Raw genomic sequence first — 22,908 nt, 5'->3', positions numbered from 1 at the left:
GATTGGAATGGCCATCGTCAGCGGGTGCCAGCGGGAGTTGGTCACTCCGCCGCCCCGGCGCGGCGCTGAAAAGTCTCCTCCGGATAGCGGGCGACGTGAAGGATGCGCTGCGGGAAGGGGAACTGGATCCCCAGCTCGTTGAAGCGCTTCTTCATCCGCCCGTTGAACTCCCGCCCCACGTTCCACTGCTGGATCGGCAGGGTCTTGATGCGGGCCTTGATCAGCACCGAGGATTCCCGGAAGGCGTCGACGCCCAGCACCTCCAGCGATTCCAGGATCAGCGGCGCGAAGCGGGGGTCGGCGCGCAGCCCCTCCCCGATCTCCTGGAGCACCGACACGACGCGGTCCACCGATTCATGGTGGGTGATGGTGACGTCGAACACGTAATAGCTGAAGTCCTTGGTCATGTTCGACACGCTGGTGACGGCGCTGAAGGGGATCGTGTGGACCGTCCCGTCGAAGTCGCGCAGGCGGAGCGTGCGGATGGTGATCCCCTCCACCAGCCCGCCCTTCCCGGCGACGTTCACCACGTCGCCGATGGCGATGGTGTCCTCGAACAGGATGAACAGGCCGGTGATGACGTCCTTCACCAGCGTCTGGGCACCGAAACCCACCGCCAACCCGACCACCCCCGCGCCGGCCAGCAGCGGCCCGATGTTCAGCCCCAGTTCCGACAGGGCGATCAGCACCACGAAGGTCAGCAGCACGACCATCAGCGCGTTGCGCAGCAGCGGCAGAAGCGTGCGCACCCGCGCGCTGCGCTGGATCGCCCGGCCGTAGCGGTCGGTCGTGGACAGGTGCCGCTCGATCACCGCGTTCGACACCTCCCACACCGCCAGGGCGACGGCGACGACCAGCAGGATGGACAGGCTGGAGGCCACGATCCGCCACCCGTAGGCCGTCTGGAGCCAGCCGCGCACGTCCAGCCCCCAGACGTCCAGCACGATCAGGCCGGCGACCAGGGCGACCGACCATTGGACCAGCCGCGCGCTCGGCCCGATGTAGCGCCGGAGGCGCCGCGCCCCCCAGGTGGTGCGCGCCGGTGCCTTTGGCTGCCCTTGGAGTTGGCTGAACCGCAGCAGCAGCCGTTGCGAGAGCCGGGCCACCGCGCGCCCGGCGAACCGCGCCACGCCGACCGTGACCAGCGACACGACCGTGGCGCGCAGCACGAAGACGAACCCGCCGTGGATCTCCAGCGCCCAGATGCCGAACAGGACGATGATGTAGAGGATGGCGATGGCGTGCCAGACGTCGGCGATGCGCCGGCCGGCGGCGCGCAGCAGGCGGCTCGGCCGGGCGGTCTTCGGCCCATTTACTGTCCCATTGGCCGTCCCATTGCCGGCCGTCCCGGCGTCCGCGGCCGGCAGCGCCGGGGCCACCGCGATCTCCCCGCGCAGCCAGGACGCGACGTCCGCCCGGCTTCGCAGCACCAGCCCCGCCAGCAGGCCGGCGGCCGCCAGACCGACCAGCTTCACCAGCGTGGCGTGCGGCTGCGGCGGCAGGCCGAGCCGCCGCGCGGCCTCCGCCAGCAGCATCCCGTACAGAGTCGTGATGGCGATGGCGGCGCTCCACAGCATCAGCCGGCGCGCCGCCGCGTCGCCCATCGGCAGCAGCCGCAGGTTCGGCGTGTCGGGCGCCAGCAGCGCGCTCATCCCCAGGAAGACGAACTGCACGAAGATGCTGGCGTTCAGGTAGGTGATGCCGAGCAGCCGCACGACCGGCGGCGGCTCGATCAGCACCAGCGCGCCGAAGCCCGCGGCGGCGAAGGCGGCGATCGGCCCGACGTCCAGCACGGCGCGGACGAGCAGCAGCGGCACCTTGGCGATGGCAGACTTGAAGGGCCGCGCGCCCAGCAGCGCCCGCGGCCGCCGCAGGATTCGCCCCGCAATCGATCGGGCGGCGTGCCCGGCCGCGATGATCAGGGCGAACTCGATGAACAGCCATTCCCACGTGGAGCGGAGTTCCGGGTCCGACACCTGCCGCTTCAGCCAGTTCAGCCCCTGCGGCGCGTTCAGGACGGCGTCGCCGGCCGTGCTGACCTCGCTGCCCAGATTGTCCAGCCGTTCCGACAGGATCGTCAGCAGCCGCGTGCCGATCCCGTCCGGCCCCTTCTCCGCGTCGGTGGCCTGCTCCGCCTGTTGCAGGGCGCGGAGCTGGGCCAGCAGGTCCTCGCGCCGGGCGGGATCCTCCAGCGTCTGCATCAGCCGCCCGATCTCCTTCGGGTCCGGGGGCTGCGCCTTGGCCTGAGCTTGGGCTTGGGCGGCAGCCACCGCTGGAATCTGGGCCGACGCCGGGACCGCGCGGATCACCGCAGCGAGACCGACGACCAGGAGCAAGGCGGCAATGATGCGGGCGGCGGCGGTGGCGCGGCGCCGGCCGTGGCGGAAAGGCGTGATCGCTCGCGCGACACATTCGGCTGAAGCCATCGTCCTCTGCGGGGTTGGTCCTGGGAATAGGGCGGCAACGGCGCGCGACGGCCGTTCCGAACGAAGGGTGCAACGCAATAACCGCCGCGGGGGTTCTCCCGTCCCGCCACCCCGACGCGGAACCGCCATGCCGTTTCCACCCGCACCGGCGGAATTCTGTCGATGGCGCCGGCCCTCTCGCGATATGTAGGCGGCATGAACACCGACCCCGCCACCGACCCCGCCGCCAACGCCACCTTCGAGATCTTCGTCGTGGCCACCCCCGGCCTGGAATCCGCCCTCTGCGAGGAGGCGCGGGCGCTGGGCTTCGCGGAGCCCACCCCCGTCAAGGGCGGCGTGACCGTGAAGGGCGGCTGGCCCGAGGTGTGGCGGGCGAACCTGGAGTTCCGCGGGGCGACCCGCGTGCTGGCGCGCATCGCCGCCTTCCGCGCCTTCCACCTCGCCCAGCTCGACAAGCGGGCGCGCAAGGTCGCCTGGGCGGAGGTGCTGCGCCCGGACGTGCCGGTGCGGGTCGAGGCCTCCTGCAAGGGCTCCCGCATCTACCACGCGGGGGCGGCGGCGCAGCGCATCCAGCGGGCGATCGGGGAGGAGCTGGGCGCCCCGGTCTCCGACACGGCCGAGGTGGTGATCAAGGCGCGCATCGACGATGACCTGTGCACCATCAGCGTCGACACCTCCGGCGAGTCCCTGCACAAGCGCGGCCACAAGGAAGCCGTCAACAAGGCCCCGATGCGGGAGACCATGGCGGCCCTGTTCCTGCGCCAATGCGGCTTCACCGGGGCGGAGCCGGTGGTGGACCCCATGTGCGGGTCGGGCACCTTCGTCATCGAGGCGGCGGAGATCGCAGCAAGCCTGAAGCCCGGCCGGTCGCGCAGCTTCGCCTTTGAACAGCTGGCGAACTTCGACGCGGCGGCGTGGGAGCGCATGAAGGAATCCGGCGCGCAATCCCCGCCCTCCGTCCGCTTCCACGGCAGCGACCGCGACGCCGGCGCCGTCGCCATGAGCCGCAGCAACGCGGAGCGCGCGGGCGTCGCCGCGTGGACGGAGTTCCGGCAGCACGCCATCAGCGACCTCGTCCCGCCCGAGGGGCCGCCCGGCCTCGTCATCGTCAACCCGCCCTACGGCGGCCGGATCGGCGACAAGAAGCCGCTGTTCGCCCTCTACGGCGCGCTCGGCCAGACGCTGCTGGCGCGCTTCTCGGGCTGGCGGGTCGGCGTCGTGACCAACGACCCGTCGCTCGCCAAAGCCACCGCCCTGCCCTTCGCCGACCCCACCGCCCCGGTGTCGCACGGCGGCATCCGGGTGTCGCTGTACCGGACCGACCCGCTGCCGTAAGGCGCCTCGCCCCCATCCCGCCAAGGCAATTGCATTTCAATGCCCTCTCCCGCCCCGGGAGAGGGAAGGGGCCCGCGCGTCAGCGCGGGAAGGGTGAGGGTGTTGCCGAGAATCCGTCGCTGATCCTTGAGTTTACCCTCACCCGGCCGCTTCGCGGCCACCCTCTCCCGGGGCGGGAGAGGGTATTGGCGCCACCCTTCGTTGCCTCCTTCACCCCCACCGCCCCTTATTGCAATTAAGAATCGTTTTCAGTATACGAACGGAATTGAGAATGACTCGCATAAGCAAGAAGGTGGGGCAAAGTGGCGAAGAGAGCGGGAAAGAGCGGGCGCCGCTGGGGCAAGGCGGTCGGCGCGGCGGTGCTGAGCGGGCTGATGGCGCCGGGCGTGGCGGGGGCGCAGGGCACCGGCACCCGCGCGCCAGCCGGTACGGTGGAAATGCCGGCGGTGACGGTGACCGGCCAGGGTGAGACGGCGCTGTCCCCGGTGACCGGCTACGTTGCCAACCAGCAGGCCACGGGCACCAAGACCGACACGCCGCTGATCGAAACGCCGCAGTCCATCACCGTCATCCCCAGCGACCAGATCCGCGACCAGAACGCGCAGACCCTGAACCAGGTCGTGCGCTACACCGCCGGCGTCACGCCGGAGACGCGCGGGGCGGTGGCCACCCGCTACGACCAGCTGAAGGTCCGCGGCTTCGACGCGGACACCTATTGGAACGGGCTGAAGCTCCAGTCGCTCTGGTACGCCGCGCCGCAGCTCGACCCCTACCTGATGGAGCGGATCGAGGTGCTGAAGGGCCCCTCCTCCGTGCTCTACGGACAGGCGCCGGCCGGCGGCCTGATCAACCAGGTCAGCAAGCGCCCGACCGCCACCCGGCAGAACGAGATCGGGTTCGAGTTCGGCACCAACAGCCACCTGCGCGGCACCGCGGACTTCTCCGGCCCCATCGATGCCGAGGGCAAGTACCTCTACCGCTTCACCGGTGTCGGCCTCAGCGAGGACGGCCAGATGAAGATGACGGAGAACGAGCGCGTCGCCATCGCCCCCAGCTTCACCTGGCGGCCCGACACCGACACCAGCCTGACGCTGCTGGGCCTCTACCAGCGCGACCCCAAGGCCAACTCCTACGGCGGCATCCCACCCCAGGGCACGGTGCTGTACAACCCGCTCGGCAAGATCCCGGTCGATTTCTACGACGGCGACCCGAACTTCGAAACCTTCGATCGCAAGGTTGCCTCCGTCGGCTACGCCTTCGACAAGCGGCTGAGCGACGTCTGGACCGCGCGCCTGAACGGCCGCTGGATGCACACGAAGCTGGCTTACAACAGCGTCTACGCCAACGGCCTGTCGCCGGACTTCCGCACGCTGAACCGCGGCGTCGCCACCTCGCGGGAGGAGATGGACAGCTACACGCTGGACAACCAGGTGGAGGGCCGCTTCGGCACCGGTCCGGTGCAGCACACGCTGCTCGCTGGCTTCGATTACCAGCGGGTGGACGGCAACTACGCGCCCGGCTTTGGGGTGGGCCCCTCGCTCGACATCTTCGCGCCGGTTTACGGCCTGCCCATCACGCCGCCGCCGACCAGCCGGACCGACCTGACCAGCAACCAGTACGGCCTCTACCTCCAGGACCAGCTGCGCTGGAACGGCTTCATCCTGACGCTGGCCGGCCGCTACGACTGGACGGACACCGCCTCCACCACTGGGTTCGGCAAGTCCAGCAAGGACGACCAGGCCTTCACCAAGCGCGCCGGCCTGACCTACGTCTTCGAAAACGGCATCGCCCCCTACGTCAGCTACGCGGAGTCCTTCACGCCGCAGAGCGGCGCCGACATAACGGGCAAGCTGTTCGACCCGGAGGAAGGCACCCAGTACGAGGTCGGCGTGAAGTACCAGCCGCCGGGGCTGAACAGCCTGTTCACCCTGGCGCTGTTCGACCTGACCCGCAGCAACCTGCTGACCGGCGACCCGGCCAACCCCGGCTTCTCCGTCCAGTCCGGCGAGGCCCGCTCCCGCGGCGTGGAGTTCGAGGCTCGCGTCGGCCTGACGAAGCAGCTCGACCTCATCGGCACCTACAGCTACCAGAACGTCGAGTTCACCAAGAACAACGACGGCTTCCAGGGCAAGGAGCTGCCCGCCGTGCCGCGCCACCAAGCCTCGGCCTGGGCCATGTACCGCATGCCGGAGGGCACCGCCCTGAACGGCCTGAACGTCGGCGCCGGCGTCCGCTTCACCGGCAGCACGAAGAACGACGCCAACACCTTCAAGGTGCCGTCCTTCACGCTGGTCGACGCCGCGGTGTCCTACGACCTGGGCGCGCTGTCCACCAAGCTGACCGGGGCGGAGGTGTCGCTGAACGTCAAGAACCTGTTCGACAAGGAGTATGTGGCCTCCTGCTACTACGGCGACTGGTGCGCCTACGGCTACCAGCGGACGGTGACCGCCGGCCTGCGCTACCGCTGGTGACGACTGCCCTCCCCTTCCCCCTGCAAAGGACGCTGACATGACGCCTGCGAGCCTGCGCGGCTGGCGCCTCGTCCATCGCTGGACCAGCCTGATCTGCTCGGTGAACCTGCTGATCCTCTGCGTCACCGGGCTGATCCTGGTCTTCCACCACGAGATCCAGCACCTGATGGGCGAGGAGCTCGACACCACCCGGACGGAGGGGCAGGCGCACCTGCCCCTCCAGTCGCTGGTGGACATCGCGCGGAAGGCCGATCCCGCGCTGGTGCCGAAGCTCTTCTCCGTGGACCCGGACGATGCGGGCGCCAACTACATCTACCTCGGCGCGCCGGGCTTGCGCGATTTCGAGGACGGGCGCTGGGTCGTCCTGAACGCCCAGACCGGCGCCAACCAGGTCCTGAAGCCGCCGGAAGAGACGCTGACCGGTTTCCTGCTGAAGCTGCACGTCGACCTGTTCACCGGCTTTCCCGGCCAGATGTTCGTCGGCGTGATGGGCATCCTGTTCGTGGTCAGCACGGTCAGCGGGCTGGTCGTCTACGGCCCCTTCATGAAGAAGCTGGCCTTCGGCCTGCTGCGCTTCGGCCGCGGCCCGCGCATCGCCAACATCGACCTGCACAACCTGTTCGGTGTGGCGACGCTGACCTGGGCCTTCGTGGTCGGGCTGACCGGGGCGATCCTGTCCTTCTCGCCGCTGATCGTCAGCTATTGGCAGAACACCGAACTGACCGCCATGGCCGCCCGCCACGCGGAGCCGATGACGGGGACGCCCATCAGCATCGATCAGGCCGCCCAGGCCGGCCAGGCGGCCTTTCCCGGCAAGGACCTGGCCTTCATTGCCTACCCCGGCAACAACTACTCCAGCGACCGCCACTTCAGCGTGATGGTGCGCGGCCACACCGAATTGACCAAGCGGCTGCTCAGCGTCGCGCTGGTCGATGCGGAGACCGGCAAGGTGGTGGAGACGGCGGACACGCCCTGGTACATGACCGTGCTTCTGCTGTCCGGCCCCTTCCACTTCGGCGACTACGGCGGGCTGCCGCTGCAAATCCTCTGGGCACTCTTCACCATCGTGACCGGCGTGGTGACGGTCACCGGATTCATCGTCTGGGTGAAGCGCCCGCGGTCCCGCACCGCCGGGGCGGAGGAGCGCTCCATCTCCGGCAGCAAGGCGGGGAGCAAGGCATGAGCGGAGTCTGGCGCATCCCCACAGCCCTCGCCCTGCTGTCGCTCGTCGGCCTCGCCGCCGCCATCCTCGGCGACGGGGTCTGGCACTGGATCTGCTGGGCCGGCCTGTTCATCCCGCTGGCCGTCTGCGCGGCCAAGCTCTGGCGCCAGTGGCCGCGCGCCGGTGCTTGACGGGCAACAAGGTCCCCTCTTTCCTCCGGGGGAGAGGGGGCCAGCACCGCGGGGATCCGCGCCGCTTCCAAGTGCGCGCTGAAATTCAAATCGCATATCTAAGTATGTACGCAGTCATTCCGGCCGAATGCCATTGACAGTCGGTCGCAATTCTGTCGTTCGCGACGCGAAAATTGTTGAATCCCGACGCAATTACTTATTTTGCGCGGGTTGATTATCAGGCCTACCCTTCAACCGGAAAGAGGGGCGGCGAAGCCGCACCGACACGTTGATTGGGGGAAGGCATGCTCAAGAACTGGCTTGAAAAGCGCACCATCTCGCGGCGTTCGGCCCTGCTGGGCGGGTCGGCGGCCGTGGCCGTGGCGGTCACCGCGACCGGCGGCCCCGCGCAGGCGCAGATCACCACCGGCGTCGGGCATATCGGTCACACCGGCGGCCATCCCGGTGCGCTCGGCACCCGCATCCGGCCGACGCCGTCCCTCGACGCGCTGGCGGCGCCCGCGGCACCCGGGGCCGCCCCGACCCTGAAGGCGACGGCCCCCGCGGGCGCCCTGCCGACCCCGCCGGTCTTCAAGGTGGCGTCCGGCAAGTCCACCCGGCTGGGCATGAAGCCGCAGACCGCGATGGTGGGCAACCGGCAGGCCAAGAACCTGCGCACCTACGACAACGTCACCGCCCGCGACTATGTGATGGGGCCGACGCTGGAGTTCGGCCAGACCGGCTCCTTCGGCGTGCAACTGGTGAACGAGCTGCCGCTGAACCCCGACCAGGCGAAGCCGCACATCGTCAACATCCCCAGCCAGTTCAACACCACCAACCTGCACACCCACGGCCTGCACGTCTCGCCGGAGGGCAACGGCGACAACGTCTATGTGGAGGTGCTGCCGAAGGGCACGGCGGCCAGCTACGCCAACGGCCGCACGACCTTCGTCGGCGAGTTCCAGAACGTCTACAACCTGAAGAACCACACGCCCGGCACCTTCTGGTATCACCCGCACCGGCACGGCTCGGTCGCGATCCAGGTGGCCAGCGGGGCGGCCGGCGCGCTGATCGTCCGCGGCGGTCCCGGCACCGTCGACGCCGTCCCGGGCATCTCCGGCATCAAGGAGCAGGTGCTGCTGATCCAGCAGGTGGTGCTGGACCGGAACGGCGAGCTGCCGACCTTCGACGTCCTGTGGAACGCCCCCGACAACGCCGCCGCCTGGACCGTCAACGGCACCATCGGCCGCACGCTGGCCCTGCGGCCGGGCGAGGTGCAGCGCTGGCGCATCGTCAACACCGGCTTCCAGGCGGAGGCGAAGTTCGCACTCTTCGACGCCGCGACCGGCGCGCCGCAGACCGTGACGCTGATCGCCATGGACGGCGTGAACTTCAGCCCGAAGGCGGCGACCGTCCAGGGCGTCTACCTGCCGCCGGGCGGCCGGGCGGACATCCTGGTCCAGGCTCCGGACAAGGCGACGAAGCTGAAGGCCCAGGTCGGCCAGTATGTGGTGCAGGAGAACTTCACGCCGAAGAGCGGCATGACCGCCGGCTTCGAGATCAACGGAGTCTGGCAGGAGGCCCCCTTCGCCGGCGACGCCACCACTCTGTTCACCGTCGACGTGGCCGGCGAGAAGGTCGCGATGAGCCTGCCGACCGACCCGCTGCCGCGCCCGCTGGTGCCGGACATCGACAAGAACAGCACGCCGGACGGCTACCGCACGGTGGTGTTCGACGTGAACAGCTTCAACGCACCGCCGAAGACGCCCTCCAACGGCCTGCCCAGCTACAACCCCGGCGCCACCCCGACGGCCTTCAAGTTCCAGGTCAACGGCGAGCTGTTCTGCCCCGGCCGCGTGATGTTCGAACCGAAGCTGGGCACGGTGGACCAGTATGTGGTCTCCTCCCCGGGCCTGCACGTGTTCCACATCCACGTGAACCCGTTCCTGGTGACCGAGGTGGACGGCCAGCCCCTGTCGACGCCGATGTGGCGCGACACCATGCTGGCCGGCCCGAACGGCTACAAGGCGTTGACCAAATACACCGCCTACACCGGCACTTTCCCCATCCACTGCCACATCCTGGACCACGAGGACGTCGGCATGATGACCAACGTGTCGGTGGTCGGCGGCACCAGCCGCGTCGGCCCGCTGGCCCAGCACACCGGCCACTGACCACAGGTTGGGAACCACCGCCGGCGGGCCTGCCCGCCGGCGACGGTCCCACATGAACGGATCATTAAATCGAACACATATGTGCCGGAATCCCGGAACTTGTCCGCTCCGGCCACGGTTGCTTGGTTTCCCTGGCTCACCGCGGAATTGCGGAGGATCCCGAGCATGCCGACCGCCTTCGAGTCCGAGTTGATCGAGACCATCCCCGACCTGCACCGCTTCGCGCACAAGTTGACCGGTGAACGCTCCGCGGCGGAGGATCTCGTCCAGGACTGCCTGGAGCGTGCGCTCTGCAACATGGACAAGTTTCAGCCCGGCACCAACCTCCAGGCCTGGCTGATGACCATCCTGAGGAACCTGTTCTTCACGGAGCGGCGGCGCAGCCGGATCTGCAGTTTTTGCGAGCTGGGCGACAACGACCGCGCGATCCCGCCGGCACAGCCCTGGCACGTCGCCCTGCAGGAGGTCGGCGAGGCCATGGACCGGCTGGCGCCGGAACGCCGTGACCTCGTCGACATGGTGGTGATGGAAGGCGCCGCCTACCAGGACGCCGCTGCCCGGCTCGGCATTCCCGTGGGCACCATCCGCTCCCGTCTGGCACGGGTGCGCGAGCAGATCCGCGGCAACCTGGAACACCGCCAGCCCACGCGCCGCCCCGCGGCGCGGCCGTCGGCTTAAAGCTACCCTGCCAGCCAAGTCGTTTTAAGGTAACGGGCATGTTGTTGAAAGCCCCTCTCCCCTTGTGGGAGAGGGGTTGGGGTGAGGGGTCGAATTACAGGCAACAGCCTGGAGAACAAATCGATACGCATGCGCGGCTTCGCCGCATACCCCCCATCCCAAACCCTTCTCCCACAAGGGGAGAAGGGCTTTAAGCGGTCTGCCGCTTCTTTGAACTTGGCAGAGTCGTGTTAGAGGCGATCCTTCAGCCGGTCGAGCGCCCGCGTGAAGACCGCCGGGTCGCCCAGCGCGCGGGCCAGCACCAGCGCCCCCTGGATGCCCAGCACCACCTCCTCCGCGTCGAGCGCCGCGTCGGCCGGGTCGCGCCCGCCGCGCACCAGCGCGTCGCGCAACGCTTCGATCCAACGGGCGAAATAGCCCCGGATGGCCGTGGCGAAGCGGTCGCGCGTCTCGTCCAGCGCGAAGGCGCCGACCAGGCAGACGCGCCCGCCGGAGCGGAAATAGTCGTCCACCGCCGCCCACATGGTGGCGATCCCCTGCGCGGGGTCGTCGCGCCGCAGCGGCTCGAACACGAACCGCTCGAACCAGCCGTCCACCTCGGCAAGGACGGTCGCCGCCATCTCCTCCTTCCCGCCGGGGAAGAAGTGATAGAGGCTGCCCTTGCCGAGACCCGTGCGCTCCGTGATCCGGCTGAGGCTCGTGCCCTCATAGCCGAGGTCGCGGAAGATCTCGGCGATCATCGGGACGACGTCCGCTTTTTCATAGACGGTGCGCACCAACGACTCTTCCTTATGGCTCAGAGACCCGAGCTCCGCTCAGAGACCCAAATCGGACAGGCCCGGATGGTCGTCCGGCCGCCGGCCGAGCGGCCAGTGGTACTTCCGGTCCGCCTCCGTGATCGGCAGGTCATTGATGCAGGCGAAGCGCCGCTGCATCAAGCCCTCCGCGTCGAACTCCCAATTCTCGTTCCCGTAGGAGCGGAACCAGTTGCCGCTGTCGTCGTGCCATTCATAGGCGAACCTCACGGCGATCCGGTTGCCGGTGAAGGCCCACAGCTCCTTGATCAGGCGGTAGTCGAGTTCCTTCGCCCACTTGCGGGTCAGGAAGGCGACGATCTCGGCGCGGCCGTTGACGAACTCCGCACGGTTCCGCCAGCGGCTGTCCGGCGAGTAGGCCAGCGACACCCGCTCCGGGTTGCGGCTGTTCCAGCCGTCCTCGGCGAGACGGACCTTCTGGGTGGCGGTTTCAAGGGTAAACGGGGGAACGAGCGACACCATCGGACCTCTCCTGTACTGGATGGACTTCAGTTTACCGTTCGGTACAGAGAACGCAAGCCGTTGTTCGCAACCCTCTCCCCTCTGGGGAGAGGGGAGGGTGAGGGGGTCCCGCGACTCTGGTACGTCCGGCACAAGCGCAACCCCCTCACCCTAACCCTCTCCCCAGAGGGGAGAGGGGATGCCCGCGACCCTCTGCCCACCATATTGTATGGATAAAGCGCTCCTGTATTGTATGGAACTCCGCCCACGCACATGAAAGTGGCCGCCATAATCCATACATATACGTTGCAAGCGGCCGCGCGTCGCCATACATTAGCGCCATCATCGGGCGGTTGGATGCATTGCCTGCATTTTGTGGGGCACGGAACCGCCACCTCGGCCGGACCAAAGGCGAAAGCCGCCGGACCGGACGTCCCAGCGGAGGCCACCAGCATGACCGAACCCGACTACCCCGTCCTTCCGCCCGCCCAGACGGGCCTGCGCGGACTCTGCCCGCGTTGCGGCAAGGGCCACATCTTCAAGGGTTTCCTGACCATCGCGCCGCGTTGCGAGGTGTGCGGGCTGGACTTCTCCTTCGCCGACCCGGCGGACGGGCCGGCCTTCTTCGTGATGTCGATCGTCAGCTTCCCGGTGGTCGCCTTCGCCGGCTGGCTCGAAATCGTTCACGAGCCGCCGATCTGGGTCCATCTGGTCACCTCCCTGCCGATGCTGCTGGGCGGGTGCCTGGCGCTGCTGCGCCCGCTGAAGGGCTGGATCGTCAGCTCCCAGTACGTCCACAAGGCCGAAGAGGGGCGCCTCGCCGAACCGGCGCCCGAGAGCACCCCGTAACCGTTACGGCCCGCTGCCCCCCAGCACGGAGGCGGGGCGGCGCAGCACCGGGTCGAAGGGGCTGATCAGGCGGCTGACCCCGGCCGCCTCGCGCTTCAGGATGTCCACGACGACCGGCAGCCGGTCGTCGTTCAGCCGCTCCGCGATGGTGCCGACGCTGATCGCGGCGACGGCGTGGCCCTGCTGGTCGAGGATCGGCACCGCCACGCCGGCCATGCCCGGCAGCAACCCGGTGGAGCGGCTGGCGTAGCCAAGCTCCCGCACCCGCGCGATCTCCGTGCGCAGATACACCTCGTCCAGGAAGCCCAGCCCGTGCATGCGCGGCAGGTTGAAGCGGATGACCTCCTCCCGCTCCTCCTCCGGCAGGAAGGCGAGGATGGAGATGCTGCCCTGCCCGATGCCCAGCGCGATCCGCCCGCCGATGTCCCCGGTGAAGGAGCGGATGGGCACCGGCCCCTCGCTGCGGTCCAGGCACACGGCGTCGAAGCCGCTGCGCACCAGCAGGAAGATCGTGTCCCGCAGAGTCGCCGACAGGCGCAGGATGATCGGCCGGCAGACGTCGCGCAGGTTGCCCGGATTCCCCGCCCGCGCGGCCAGCGCGAAGAAGTCGATGCCAAGCCGGTAGCGCTTGGTCGCCTTGTCGGCCTCCACCATGCCCTCGTCCAGCAGCGTCTTCAGAATCCGATGGACCGTCGGCGGCGTCAGATCCAGCGCGCGGGCGATGTCGGTCAGCCGCATCCCGGATTCCGCCGCGGACTCATCCGCCTCCGCCAGCACCCGCAGGATCGCCAGGCCGCGCTGCAAACTCGTCTTCGCGCCTGCATCATCGGCGGCCATCTTTTTCCTCCCTGAAATCCGCATCGCTGATCTTCGCGCCACCATTCCGCATATCGGAATGAATCGCAAATTCTTTTCCGCATATGAAAAAGCTCGTTGACCGACCCCGCAATCCGGGAAAACGATCATGGGCAGACGGCTAAACGTTCGCTCCCAGGGAGACCCGGCCCGTGTCCTTCCTCACACTGCGCAACGTCACCAAGCGCTACGGCTCGTTCGAGGCGGTCGGCAACGTGACCCTCTCCGTGGAGAAGGGGGAATTCGTCTCCCTGCTCGGGCCGTCCGGCTGCGGCAAGACGACGACGCTCCAGATGATCGCCGGCTTCGTGGACGTGACCAGCGGCACCATCGAACTGGACGGGCGCGACATCACCCGGACCAAGCCGAACAGCCGCGGCCTGGGCATCGTGTTCCAGAGCTACGCGCTGTTCCCGCACATGACGGTGTTCGACAACGTCAGCTTCGGGCTGGAGATGAAGCGCGTGCCCAAATCGGAGCGCGCGGCCCTGGTGGAGGAGGCGCTGGCCCTGGTCCACCTGGACAAGCACGCCGGCCGCTACCCGCGGGAGCTGTCGGGCGGCCAGCGGCAGCGCGTGGCGCTGGCCCGCGCCATCGTCATCCGCCCGCCGGTGCTGCTGCTGGACGAGCCGCTGTCCAACCTCGACGCCAAGCTGCGCGAGGCCATGCAGTTCGAGCTGCGCGACATCCAGCGCAAGGTCGGCACCACCACCATCATGGTCACCCACGACCAGGCGGAGGCCTTCTCCATCAGCGACCGCGTGGTGGTGATGGAATCCGGCCGCATCACCCAGATCGACCAGCCCTACCGCATCTACGAGCATCCGGAGACGGAGTTCATCTCCCGCTTCGTCGGCAAGACCAACATGCTGCCGGGCACCGTGTCGGCGGTCGGCGACGGCCGCGCCACGGTGTCGCTCGCCGGCATGCCCGCGGACGTACCGGCCGACGGCCTGTCGATGGGCGAGACGGTCGTGCTGTGCATCCGGCCGGAGAAGCTGCGCCTCACCCCCGCCGGCCAGGGTCGCCTCCAGGGCCGCGTCACCGACCGCTTCTTCCTGGGCAGCCAGTGGCTCTACCACCTGGACGGGCCGCTCGGCCCCCTGATGGCCGTGGCGACCAACGACGGGGAGGCGCCGCTCGACCCCGGCGCGCCGGTCGGGGTGGACTGGCCGGCCGCCGTGGTCCGCGTCCACCGCGGCGCCATGCCCGCCGCCCCGGAGCTGGAGTCGCTGGAATGAGCAGCCTGTCCACCGATACGGCCGCCCCGGTCTCCGAAAAGGCCCCATCCCCCGGCCTCGCCCAGCGCTTCGCTCCGGCGCTGATGGCCGGGCCGGCGACTCTCCTGTTCGCCGCCCTGGTCCTGACGCCGCTGCTGCTGACCTTCCTGCTGTCCTTCAACGAATACGAGCACGCCACCGGCCGCACCCACGGATTCACGCTCAGCCACTACGCCGAGGTGCTGACCGACGGCTATTACCTGGAGATCTTCCTGCGCACCTTCCGCGTGGCGGCGCTCGCCACCGCGATCTGCGCGGTGATCGGGGTGCCGGAGGCGCTGATCCTCAGCCGCATGCGCAACCCCTGGCGCAGCGTCTTCCTGCTGGTGGTCCTGGCGCCGCTTCTGGTGTCGGTGGTCGTGCGCGCCTTCGGGTGGAGCATGCTGCTGGGCCCTGACGGGGTCGTGAACATGATCCTCCAGGCCGTCGGCATCGGCCGCACCCGGCTGCTCTACAGCGAGGGCACGGTGGTGGTGGCGCTGGTCCACATCATGCTGCCCTTCATGGTCATCCCGGTCTGGACCTCGCTGCAGAAGCTCGACCCGGCGGTGGAGCAGGCGGCCTTGTCCTTCGGCGCGTCGCGTTCCACCACCATGCTCCGGGTGATCGCGCCGCAGATCCTGCCGGGCATCCTGTCGGGAAGCCTGATCGTCTTCGGCCTCAGCGCCAGCGCCTTCGCCATTCCCGGCCTGCTCGGCGGGCGGCGGCTGAAGATGGTCGCCACCGTGGTCTACGACCAGTATCTAGGCGAGCTGAACTGGCCGCTGGGCGCCGCCATCGCCGTGATCCTGCTGGTCGCCAACCTGATCGTGATGCTGACCTACCACCATGTGGTGGACGGCCATTACCGCAAGCGGATGGGGTGACGGCGCCATGACGAAGAACGGTCCGCTCGCCATCCTCTTCCACACGCTGGTCGTCGTCTTCATGCTGGCGCCGCTGGTCATCGTGTGCCTGGTCGCCTTCACGCCGGAAAACACGCTGAGCCTGCCGACCAAGGGCCTCTCGTTGCGCTGGTTCCAGGCGATCTTCGCCCATTCGGACTTCATGCAGTCCTTTTGGAACAGCCTGTGGCTGGCCGTGCTGGCCGCCAGCATCTCGGTCGGCGCGGCGGTGCCCGCCGCACTCGCCATCGGGCGGTGGGAGTTTCCCGGCCGCGGCTTCCTGAACGCGCTGTTCCTGTCGCCGCTGATCATCCCGCACCTGGTGCTGGGCGTCGCCATGCTGCGCCTGTTCGCGGTGGTCGGGGCGACGGGCAGCTTCGGCTGGCTGGTCGCGGCGCATGTGGTGATCGTCACGCCCTACGTGATGCGCCTTCTGCTCGCCGCCATCAGCGGCTTCGACCGCAGCGTGGAGCAGGCGGCCTATTCGCTGGGCGCCAGCGAGGTCACCGTGTTCCGCCGCGTCACCCTGCCGATGATCCTGCCGGGCGTCACCGGCGGCTGGCTGCTGGCCTTCATCAACAGCTTCGACGAGCTGACCATGTCCATCTTCATCACCTCGCCGTCCACGGTGACGCTGCCGGTGCGGATGTACATGTACGCCACCGAATCCATCGACCCGATGATGGCGGCCGTCTCGGCGCTGATCATCGGCATCACCGCGGCGGCGGCCCTGCTGCTCGACCGCGTGTACGGCCTCGACCGGATCCTGGTCGGCCAGAAATAAGCCGGCCCAAAAACATCAGGGGGGAACAGATACGGAGAAGAGCTTTCAATTTCAGTGCCTTCGTCATCCCCGCGAAGGCGGGGATGACGGAAATACCACGCTGTAGACAGAAGTTCTTCATCCGATCACCCCGATTACGACGCGGAGACAGACACTCCCATGCCCCTTCTTCAGCGTGTCGCCGAGACGAGCCGGCGCGCGGTGCCCTTCGTCCTCGACGGGCGCCCCTGCGAGGCCCTGGAGGGCGACACCATCCTGACCGCCCTGCTGACCAACGGGGAACAGCTGCGCCGGTCGGAGTTCAGCGGCCAGCCCCGCGCCGGCTTCTGCCTGATGGGCGCCTGCCAGGACTGCTGGGTCCGGCTGGAGGACGGCCGCCGCCTGCGCGCCTGCTCCAATTTCATCGAGCCCGGCATGCACGTCGTCACCGGAGCCCAGCCCGGAGCCCAGCCATGACGGACGCCCCGGTTCATCCCCCGATCATCGTCGGCGCCGGCCCCGCCGGGGTGCGCGCGGCGGAGACGCTGGTCGCCGCCGGCCTGCGCCCGCTGGTGATCGACGAGGCGGCCCGCTGGGGCGGCCAGATCTACCGCCAGCCGCCCGAGGGGTTCCAGCGCCCCAAGCGCGCCCTCTACGGATTCGAGGCCGGCAAGGCCGACGCCCTGCACCGCGCCATGGCCGACATCCTGCCCGCGGTGGACTACCGCCCGCGCTCGCTGGTCTGGAATGTGGAAAACAGCGCGCTGGACGTAGCCCGTGACGGCCGGTCGGAAACGGTGCCCTTCTCCCACCTGATCCTGGCGCCCGGCGCCACAGACCGCGTGCTGCCCTTCCCCGGCTGGACGACGCCCGGCGTCTTCACGCTGGGCGGCTCCCAGGTCGCGCTGAAGTTCCAGGGCTGCGCCGTGGGATCGCGCGTGCTGTTCCTCGGCACCGGGCCGCTGCTCTACCTCGTCGCCTACCAGTACGCCAAGGCCGGGGCAACGGTGGCGGGGGTGCTCGACACCTCCGGCTTCGCCGACCAGGCGCGGGCCGTGCCCGGCATGTTGCGCGACCCGGCGACCTTCGCCAAGGGCGTCTATTACGTCGGCTGGCTGCGCGCCCACGGCGTGCCGGTGCACAGCGGCGTCCGCCCAGTCCGTATCGAGGGCGCCGACCGCGTGGAGGCGCTGGTCTGGCGCCGCAACGGCCGGGAGCAGCGCACGGCCTGCGACGCCGTCGCCTTCGGGCTCGGCCTGCGGCCGGAAACCCAGCTCGCCGACCTCGCCGGCTGCCGGTTCCGTTTCGACGCCATGGACCGCGCCTGGGTGCCGGAGCGCAGCGCCGCCGGCCGCACCTCCGTCGCCGGGGTCTATGTGGCGGGCGACAGCGCCGGCATCGCCGGTGCGGACGCCGCGGAGATGGCGGGGGAGCGCGCAGCACTCGCCCTGCTGGAAGACCTCGGCCGCCCCGTGGACTCCACCCGCGCGGCCCTTCTGGAGCAAAATCTCGCCGCCTCCGCCCGCTTCCGCCGGGCGCTGACCGACGCCTTCCCCTTCCCCACCGACTGGGCGGCCGCGGTGCCCGACGACACGCCGGTCTGCCGTTGCGAGGAGGTCAGCGCCGGCACCCTGCGCAAGGCCGCGCGCGACGGCGAGGCGGCGGAGATCAACCGCCTGAAGGCGCTGACCCGCGTCGGCATGGGCCGCTGCCAGGGCCGCATGTGCGGCGCCGCGGCGGCGGAGATCCTCTCCCAGGCGCTGGGCACCGGCCCGGACGCGGTGGGCCGCCTGCGCGGACAGCCCCCGGTGAAGCCGCTGCCCTTCTCCGCCGGCATCCTCGACAAGGAGGCCGCGCCATGACCGAACGCCTGGAAACGGACGTCGCCATCGTCGGCGGCGGCATCGTCGGCGGGTCGGCCGCGCTGTTCCTGACCCGCATGGGCTTCAAAGTCGCCCTGCTGGAGCGCGACTGGTGCGGCGCCAAGGCGAGCGGCGTGAACTACGGCGGCGTGCGCCGCCAGGGCCGCCCGCCGGAGCAGCTTCCGCTCTCCCAGCGCTCCCACGCCATCTGGGGCCGCCTGCCGGAGCTGGTCGGGATCGACGGGGAGTATGTGCGCTCCGGCCACCTGAAGCTGGCGCGCAGCGAGGCCGACCTCGCCTCCCTGGTCGCCTACAACAAGAAGGTGGAGCCGTTCGGTCTGGGGCTGGAGATCATCGCGGGGGAGGCCTTCCGCGCGCGCTACCCGGCGCTGGGCGACCGGGCGGTCGGCGGCTCCCTCTGCCCGGAGGACGGGCACGCCAACCCGCGCCTCGTCTCCCCCGCCTTCGCCCGCGCCGCCGCCAAAGCCGGCGCCGTCGTGCGGGAGCAGACGCCCGTCGACCATGTGGAGCGCACCGGCACCGGCTTCCTTCTGCGCAGCGGCGACAGTCTGGAAATCCGCGCCCGCATCCTCCTCAACTGCTCCGGCGCCTGGTCCGGCCGACTGGCGGAAAGCTTCGGCGAACCGGTGCCGCTCTCCTCCGCCCATCCCTGCATGGCGGTAACGGAGCCGCTGCCGCGCTTCCTCGACGTAAACATCGGGGTGGAGGGCGGCGGCGTCTACGGCCGGCAGGTGGAGCGCGGCAACGTGGTGGTCGGCGGCGGGCGCGGCTTCGCGCTGGACGCCGACCGCGCCCGCCCCGCGCGCAACGCCGTGCTGACCCTGATGGGGGAAGCGGTGGACCTGTTCCCGCAGCTGCGCCACGCGCACGTCATCCGCACCTGGACGGGCGTGGAGGGCTACACCCCCGACCGCAACCCGATCATCGGCGCCAGCGCGACGACGCCCGGCCTGTTCCACGCCTTCGGTTTCTCCGGCGCCGGCTTCCAGATCGGCCCGGCGGTGGGCGAGGCGCTGGCCGAACTGGTGCGCGACGGCCACAGCTCCGCCCCGCTCGACGCCTTTTCCATCACCCGCTTCGCCAAGGCCGACCCGGCGCTCAGCGTCGCGGCCCCCGCCGGTCATTGAAGTTCAAACAACGATAAGGAGGTTCACGTCATGTCCAAAGCCAGCACGCTCCGCGCCGCCCTTCTCTCCACCGCCCTTCTCTCCACCGCCCTTCTCTCAACCGCCCTGGTCGCGGGATTCGCCGGCACCGCCGCCGCGCAGAGCAAGACGCTCTACATCGGCATGAACGGCGGCACGATGGAGAAGACCTACACCGAGCACGTCTTCCCCGCCTTCGAGAAGGCGACCGGCGCCAAGGTCGTGGTGGTTCCGGGCACGTCGTCGGACATCCTGGCCAAGCTCCAGGCGCAGAAGGACAACCCGCAGATGCACGTCGTCTTCCTGGACGACGGGCTGATGTACCGCGCCATGGGCATGGGGCTGTGCCAGAAGACCGCCGCCTCGCCGGTGCTGGACGAGGTCTACCCGACCTCCCGCCTGAAGGGCGACATGGCGGTCGGCGTCAACATGGGCATGACCGGCCTCGCTTATAACACCAAGATGTTCCAGGAGAAGGGATGGGCTCCGCCGACCAGCTGGATGGACCTGGCCGACGCCAAGTACAAGGGCAAGGTCGTCGTGCAGTCGGCCGCCAGCAGCAGCTTCGGCCTGCACGCCTTCCTGATGTTCAACCGCATCCAGGGCGGCACCGAAGCGAACGTGGATCCGGGCTTCAAGGCGTGGCGCGGCACCATCGGCCAGAACGTGCTGGAATACATCCCCAGCTCCGCCAAGATCTCCGAGATGGTGCAGACCGGCGAGGCGGCCATGTTCCCGCTGACCCCGACCGCCGTCGGCGCCCTGAAGGACAAGGGCATCCCGGTGGAATACGCGCAGCCCAAGGAAGGCTCTGCCGTTCTGATGGTCGCCGAATGCGTCGTCGCCAACAACAGCGAGCCCGACCTGTCGCAGAAGCTGGCCGCCTTCCTGCTGGGCGCCGAAGCCCAGGCCAAGGCGCTGGAATTCGGCAGCCAGATCCCGTCCAACACCACCGTCAAGCCGACCGCCGAGACGGCCAAGCTGGTCGAGACCTTCCAGGGCTACATGAAGAACGCCGTCCTGGTGGACTGGGACGTCATCAACGAGAAGCGCCCGGAGTGGAACCAGCGCTGGAACAAGGAAATCGAGCGCTGACTTAATCCCCTCTCCCCTCTGGGGCGCGGAGCCGACGGCCGCAGGCCGGCTGGGCGCCGGAGGCGACCAGAGGCGGAGCGAGGGCGCGAGACTTGCGAGCGCCCGGGTTAAAGCGGATTGCAATCCGCTTTGGACCGCGACCGCGGTCCCGGCCGCATGTGCGGCCGAAGCCCGGCCGGCGAATGAGGCCATGTGAATCTAAAGCGAATGAAAATTCGCTTTAGGGTGAGGGGGCTCCGGCGGATGCAGGGCTGTCCGGTCCCCCCTCAACCCCCTCACCCCGACCCTCTCCCCGCTTTCGACGGACTGAAAGTCCGCCTGTCGGGTCAGCGCAGAGGCCCGGCTGACGATCATCATCCGCGCGAAGGCGGGGCTCCAGGACTCCGCAGGGCGTGCCTTTGCGCCCCTGCGGTTCCCGCCGTTGCCGTTGCGCCCCGACCCCACATTCTGTAGGATAAGAATCACAAACGGGAGAGATCCGCCCGTGCGACATCACCGCGTTTCGTGTTTCATAGCGTTTCATTCCGTTTCATGACGCGCCGCCAAACGCGTTGCACGGAACGGCCCCGCGGAACGGGAACTCCCCGACCGCTTCCCACGGGCCGCCGAGATAGCGCCAGAGCAGCAGGCCCTCGGCCCGCACGTCGAAGGGCTGGAACCCGGCGCCCAGGCGCTCGTGCAGAGCGCGGGCCTCGTCCGATGGAACCTTGTTCTGGATGGTGACGTGGGGGCGGAAGCCCTGGCGGTCCTGCGGGGTCAGCCAGGCGGACCAGCCGGCGGCCAGCCGCTTGCGCAGGTCGGCCAGGTCGGGGGCTTCGAAGGCGATGGCGACGCCGCGGCCGAGGAAGCGGGGGCCGGTCGCGCGCAGGGAAAAGGCGGGTTGCCGGGCCGTGGTTCCGGCCAGCGTGGCGGCCACGGAGTCCAGCGCATCGCCGGGCAGGTGGTGGAACAGCGTCAGGTGGGCGGGAATGAGGTTGCGGGCCGGCGGAAAGTGGGCCCGGCGCAGGTCGTCCAGCCGGCGGAAGGACGCCTCGTCCATCATCAGCGTCAGGATCAGGGGTGCATCACGCATGCCCCCAAATCTGGCCCAAGCCGACGCTTCGGCAATGGGCCGGTGTTTAGGAACGGGTCAGGCGCACTCGGCCAGTTCGGCCAGGGCCTCGCGGTCCAGCAGCTCGACCTTGCCGCCGTCGAGGATGCGGATCAGGCGATTGGTCTTCAGCTTGGTGAAGCCACGCGACACGGTCTCAGTGGTCAGGCCCAGATAGTCGGCGATGTCGCTGCGGCTCATCGGCAGGGCGATGGCGCGGTTGCCGTCGGTGCGGCGGCTCAGCGCCAGCAGGAAGGAGGCCAGCTTCTCCAGCGCGGTCTTGCGGCCGAGCAGCAGCATCTGGTCCTGGGCCGCCACCAGCTCCGACGTGGTCACCGACAGCAGCTTGCGGGCCAGGGAGGGCTGGGCGTCGAGCAGGTCGTCGAGCTGGGCGCGGGAGATGCGCTGCACCGTGGTCGCCGTGACCGCCTCGGCCGAGTAGAGGTAGCGCTCGGCGAAGGCCAGCCCCATCATGTCGCCGGCCTGCAGGAAGCCGATGATCTGGCGGCGGCCGTCGGGCAGCAGCTTGTAGAGCCGGATCACCCCGTCGACCACGCGGAAGATGGCGTCGGCCGCTTCGCCTTCCGCGAAGATGGCGTGCTCGCGGTCGTACACCTTCACCTGGGCGATGGCGGCCAGCGGGTCGGCGCTGCGCTGGACCTTGGCCATTCCACCGATCGAAGACGGCAGCGAGGCGGCCAGGTAACCCGGAACGAAGCGGTTCGGCTGGGCGGCGGCGGTGAGAGCGGACATGACGACCTCGGCTGTTTGGCGGAAGCGGCCGGTCCGGTCCGTGCCAACCGCTTGATGAGCCGAAACTTATCCGCCGCGTGCCGGGCTGTGCAGTTCGGTCTTATACCTAAGGGGGTTCCCCTACGTAAGACTACCTATACGCGGAACCCCGTACGGGATCAGGCGTGCGACGGCAGCAGCTTCTGCACCGCGTCGAGCAGCTGGTCCTCCTCGAAGGGCTTTTCGAGGAAAGCGGTCACCCCGGCCTCGCGGGCGCGGGCGAAGGTCGCGGGATCGCCGCGGCCGGACACCATGATGACCGGCATGCCGTGCAGGCGCGGCCCGAAGCGCTCGATGAACTCAAGGCCGCTCATGACCGGCAGATGTAGGTCCAGGACCAGGCAACCGCCTGATCTTTCGTCGAAATGGTCGATGAAGCTCTGACAGGACTCGTAATCCCGCACCTCGAAGGCGCAGGCTTCCAGCAGCGCCTTCATCGAGTCACGGACCGGCTCATCGTCATCGACGATGTAGACGATCCCATCGCTCGCTTCGGCCAAGGCTGCCTCCAGGTGACTATCCACGCACAAAAGCGCCAAGGGACGGCGCTGTTGGGAAGATAGAAGCCCCAATGCCGGGCCGGAATAAGGAGTTCCCCTT

At 69.0% G+C, this 22,908-nt stretch carries 21 protein-coding genes; 14 read left to right on the top strand and 7 right to left on the bottom strand.

What is annotated here, in order from left to right; translation table 11 throughout:
• Positions 1 to 41 precede the first annotated feature (41 nt).
• The gene (locus tag J2851_RS29925) at positions 42 to 2,426 is read right to left on the bottom strand and encodes a mechanosensitive ion channel domain-containing protein (protein ID WP_209771076.1); all 2,385 of its coding nucleotides are present in this window, start codon (positions 2,424 to 2,426) and stop codon (positions 42 to 44) included.
• 195 nt (positions 2,427 to 2,621) lie between these two features.
• Between J2851_RS29925 and J2851_RS29920 the strand changes: the two genes are divergently transcribed.
• From J2851_RS29920 to J2851_RS29895, 6 genes are all read left to right on the top strand, one after another.
• A complete protein-coding gene (locus tag J2851_RS29920) occupies positions 2,622 to 3,761 on the top strand; it encodes a THUMP domain-containing class I SAM-dependent RNA methyltransferase (protein WP_209771074.1) in 1,140 nt (379 codons plus the stop codon).
• Between the two features lie 302 nt (positions 3,762 to 4,063).
• Complete coding sequence (locus J2851_RS29915) at positions 4,064 to 6,232, top strand: TonB-dependent siderophore receptor (protein WP_307419792.1); 2,169 nt, start codon at positions 4,064 to 4,066, stop codon at positions 6,230 to 6,232.
• A 37-nt stretch (positions 6,233 to 6,269) separates the two neighbouring features.
• Positions 6,270 to 7,415, top strand: a complete 1,146-nt coding sequence (locus tag J2851_RS29910) for a PepSY-associated TM helix domain-containing protein (RefSeq protein ID WP_209771072.1) — start codon at positions 6,270 to 6,272, stop codon at positions 7,413 to 7,415.
• Positions 7,412 to 7,585 carry a hypothetical protein gene (locus J2851_RS29905; RefSeq protein WP_209771070.1) on the top strand — a complete coding sequence of 58 codons (174 nt, stop codon included), beginning with the start codon at positions 7,412 to 7,414 and terminating at the stop codon, positions 7,583 to 7,585. The genes J2851_RS29910 and J2851_RS29905 overlap by 4 nt, the downstream gene beginning before the upstream one ends.
• Before the next feature lie 284 nt (positions 7,586 to 7,869).
• Positions 7,870 to 9,738, top strand: coding sequence for a multicopper oxidase family protein (locus tag J2851_RS29900; protein WP_209771068.1), 1,869 nt, complete (start codon positions 7,870 to 7,872; stop codon positions 9,736 to 9,738).
• Between the two features lie 165 nt (positions 9,739 to 9,903).
• A complete protein-coding gene (locus J2851_RS29895; protein WP_209771066.1) occupies positions 9,904 to 10,416 on the top strand; it encodes a sigma-70 family RNA polymerase sigma factor in 513 nt (170 codons plus the stop codon).
• 230 nt (positions 10,417 to 10,646) lie between these two features.
• On the opposite strand, the gene J2851_RS29890 is transcribed toward J2851_RS29895, so the two are convergent.
• Together J2851_RS29890 and J2851_RS29885 are read right to left on the bottom strand one after the other, a co-directional pair.
• Complete coding sequence (locus J2851_RS29890) at positions 10,647 to 11,192, bottom strand: TetR/AcrR family transcriptional regulator (protein WP_209771063.1); 546 nt, start codon at positions 11,190 to 11,192, stop codon at positions 10,647 to 10,649.
• 39 nt (positions 11,193 to 11,231) lie between these two features.
• Positions 11,232 to 11,693: a nuclear transport factor 2 family protein gene (locus tag J2851_RS29885; protein WP_209771060.1), complete on the bottom strand. Its 462-nt coding sequence runs from the start codon at positions 11,691 to 11,693 to the stop codon at positions 11,232 to 11,234.
• 432 nt (positions 11,694 to 12,125) lie between these two features.
• Here J2851_RS29885 and J2851_RS29880 point away from each other — a divergent pair, with 432 nt between their 5' ends.
• Positions 12,126 to 12,521 carry a DUF983 domain-containing protein gene (locus tag J2851_RS29880; RefSeq protein ID WP_209771058.1) on the top strand — a complete coding sequence of 132 codons (396 nt, stop codon included), beginning with the start codon at positions 12,126 to 12,128 and terminating at the stop codon, positions 12,519 to 12,521.
• Between the two features lie 3 nt (positions 12,522 to 12,524).
• On the opposite strand, the gene J2851_RS29875 is transcribed toward J2851_RS29880, so the two are convergent.
• Complete coding sequence (locus J2851_RS29875) at positions 12,525 to 13,358, bottom strand: IclR family transcriptional regulator (RefSeq protein ID WP_246501023.1); 834 nt, start codon at positions 13,356 to 13,358, stop codon at positions 12,525 to 12,527.
• A gap of 170 nt (positions 13,359 to 13,528) precedes the next feature.
• Here J2851_RS29875 and J2851_RS29870 point away from each other — a divergent pair, with 170 nt between their 5' ends.
• The 7 genes from J2851_RS29870 to J2851_RS29840 all read left to right on the top strand — a co-directional run bounded on the left by J2851_RS29870 (position 13,529) and on the right by J2851_RS29840 (position 20,426).
• Positions 13,529 to 14,617 carry an ABC transporter ATP-binding protein gene (locus tag J2851_RS29870; RefSeq protein ID WP_209771054.1) on the top strand — a complete coding sequence of 363 codons (1,089 nt, stop codon included), beginning with the start codon at positions 13,529 to 13,531 and terminating at the stop codon, positions 14,615 to 14,617.
• A complete protein-coding gene (locus J2851_RS29865) occupies positions 14,614 to 15,522 on the top strand; it encodes an ABC transporter permease (protein ID WP_209771052.1) in 909 nt (302 codons plus the stop codon). The genes J2851_RS29870 and J2851_RS29865 overlap by 4 nt, the downstream gene beginning before the upstream one ends.
• Positions 15,523 to 15,529: 7 nt before the next feature.
• Positions 15,530 to 16,324 carry an ABC transporter permease gene (locus J2851_RS29860; RefSeq protein WP_209771050.1) on the top strand — a complete coding sequence of 265 codons (795 nt, stop codon included), beginning with the start codon at positions 15,530 to 15,532 and terminating at the stop codon, positions 16,322 to 16,324.
• 159 nt (positions 16,325 to 16,483) lie between these two features.
• Complete coding sequence (locus J2851_RS29855; RefSeq protein ID WP_209771046.1) at positions 16,484 to 16,780, top strand: (2Fe-2S)-binding protein; 297 nt, start codon at positions 16,484 to 16,486, stop codon at positions 16,778 to 16,780.
• Positions 16,777 to 18,165, top strand: a complete 1,389-nt coding sequence (locus tag J2851_RS29850; protein ID WP_209771045.1) for an FAD/NAD(P)-dependent oxidoreductase — start codon at positions 16,777 to 16,779, stop codon at positions 18,163 to 18,165. Before J2851_RS29855 ends, J2851_RS29850 begins: the two co-directional genes overlap by 4 nt.
• Positions 18,162 to 19,313 (top strand): NAD(P)/FAD-dependent oxidoreductase, encoded by a 1,152-nt coding sequence (locus tag J2851_RS29845; RefSeq protein WP_209771043.1) that lies wholly within the window; start codon positions 18,162 to 18,164, stop codon positions 19,311 to 19,313. The genes J2851_RS29850 and J2851_RS29845 overlap by 4 nt, the downstream gene beginning before the upstream one ends.
• 30 nt (positions 19,314 to 19,343) lie before the next feature.
• On the top strand, positions 19,344 to 20,426 hold the full coding sequence (locus J2851_RS29840; protein ID WP_209771041.1) for an ABC transporter substrate-binding protein: 1,083 nt from the start codon (positions 19,344 to 19,346) through the stop codon (positions 20,424 to 20,426).
• A gap of 529 nt (positions 20,427 to 20,955) precedes the next feature.
• Here the strand turns inward: J2851_RS29840 and J2851_RS29835 are convergent.
• From J2851_RS29835 to J2851_RS29825, 3 genes are all read right to left on the bottom strand, one after another.
• Complete coding sequence (locus J2851_RS29835) at positions 20,956 to 21,498, bottom strand: 2'-5' RNA ligase family protein (RefSeq protein ID WP_209771040.1); 543 nt, start codon at positions 21,496 to 21,498, stop codon at positions 20,956 to 20,958.
• Between the two features lie 57 nt (positions 21,499 to 21,555).
• Positions 21,556 to 22,269 carry a helix-turn-helix domain-containing protein gene (locus tag J2851_RS29830; RefSeq protein WP_209771038.1) on the bottom strand — a complete coding sequence of 238 codons (714 nt, stop codon included), beginning with the start codon at positions 22,267 to 22,269 and terminating at the stop codon, positions 21,556 to 21,558.
• A gap of 158 nt (positions 22,270 to 22,427) precedes the next feature.
• Positions 22,428 to 22,808, bottom strand: a complete 381-nt coding sequence (locus tag J2851_RS29825) for a response regulator transcription factor (RefSeq protein WP_209771036.1) — start codon at positions 22,806 to 22,808, stop codon at positions 22,428 to 22,430.
• Between the last annotated feature and the right edge of the window lie 100 nt (positions 22,809 to 22,908).

This window comes from Azospirillum rugosum, from assembly GCF_017876155.1.
GTDB lineage: Bacteria > Pseudomonadota > Alphaproteobacteria > Azospirillales > Azospirillaceae > Azospirillum > Azospirillum rugosum.
The sequence above is the reverse complement of the archived record's forward strand: the minus strand, read 5'-3'. Positions and strand labels throughout refer to the sequence as shown.

Coding starts and splice junctions, on each gene's coding strand:
- J2851_RS29925 (WP_209771076.1), bottom strand. CDS start 2,426: ATGGCTTCAGCCGAATGTGTCGCGCGAGCGATCACGCCTTTCCGCCAC.
- J2851_RS29920 (WP_209771074.1), top strand. CDS start 2,622: ATGAACACCGACCCCGCCACCGACCCCGCCGCCAACGCCACCTTCGAG.
- J2851_RS29910 (WP_209771072.1), top strand. CDS start 6,270: ATGACGCCTGCGAGCCTGCGCGGCTGGCGCCTCGTCCATCGCTGGACC.
- J2851_RS29905 (WP_209771070.1), top strand. CDS start 7,412: ATGAGCGGAGTCTGGCGCATCCCCACAGCCCTCGCCCTGCTGTCGCTC.
- J2851_RS29900 (WP_209771068.1), top strand. CDS start 7,870: ATGCTCAAGAACTGGCTTGAAAAGCGCACCATCTCGCGGCGTTCGGCC.
- J2851_RS29895 (WP_209771066.1), top strand. CDS start 9,904: ATGCCGACCGCCTTCGAGTCCGAGTTGATCGAGACCATCCCCGACCTG.
- J2851_RS29885 (WP_209771060.1), bottom strand. CDS start 11,693: ATGGTGTCGCTCGTTCCCCCGTTTACCCTTGAAACCGCCACCCAGAAG.
- J2851_RS29880 (WP_209771058.1), top strand. CDS start 12,126: ATGACCGAACCCGACTACCCCGTCCTTCCGCCCGCCCAGACGGGCCTG.
- J2851_RS29875 (WP_246501023.1), bottom strand. CDS start 13,358: ATGGCCGCCGATGATGCAGGCGCGAAGACGAGTTTGCAGCGCGGCCTG.
- J2851_RS29865 (WP_209771052.1), top strand. CDS start 14,614: ATGAGCAGCCTGTCCACCGATACGGCCGCCCCGGTCTCCGAAAAGGCC.
- J2851_RS29860 (WP_209771050.1), top strand. CDS start 15,530: ATGACGAAGAACGGTCCGCTCGCCATCCTCTTCCACACGCTGGTCGTC.
- J2851_RS29855 (WP_209771046.1), top strand. CDS start 16,484: ATGCCCCTTCTTCAGCGTGTCGCCGAGACGAGCCGGCGCGCGGTGCCC.
- J2851_RS29850 (WP_209771045.1), top strand. CDS start 16,777: ATGACGGACGCCCCGGTTCATCCCCCGATCATCGTCGGCGCCGGCCCC.
- J2851_RS29845 (WP_209771043.1), top strand. CDS start 18,162: ATGACCGAACGCCTGGAAACGGACGTCGCCATCGTCGGCGGCGGCATC.
- J2851_RS29840 (WP_209771041.1), top strand. CDS start 19,344: ATGTCCAAAGCCAGCACGCTCCGCGCCGCCCTTCTCTCCACCGCCCTT.
- J2851_RS29835 (WP_209771040.1), bottom strand. CDS start 21,498: ATGCGTGATGCACCCCTGATCCTGACGCTGATGATGGACGAGGCGTCC.
- J2851_RS29830 (WP_209771038.1), bottom strand. CDS start 22,269: ATGTCCGCTCTCACCGCCGCCGCCCAGCCGAACCGCTTCGTTCCGGGT.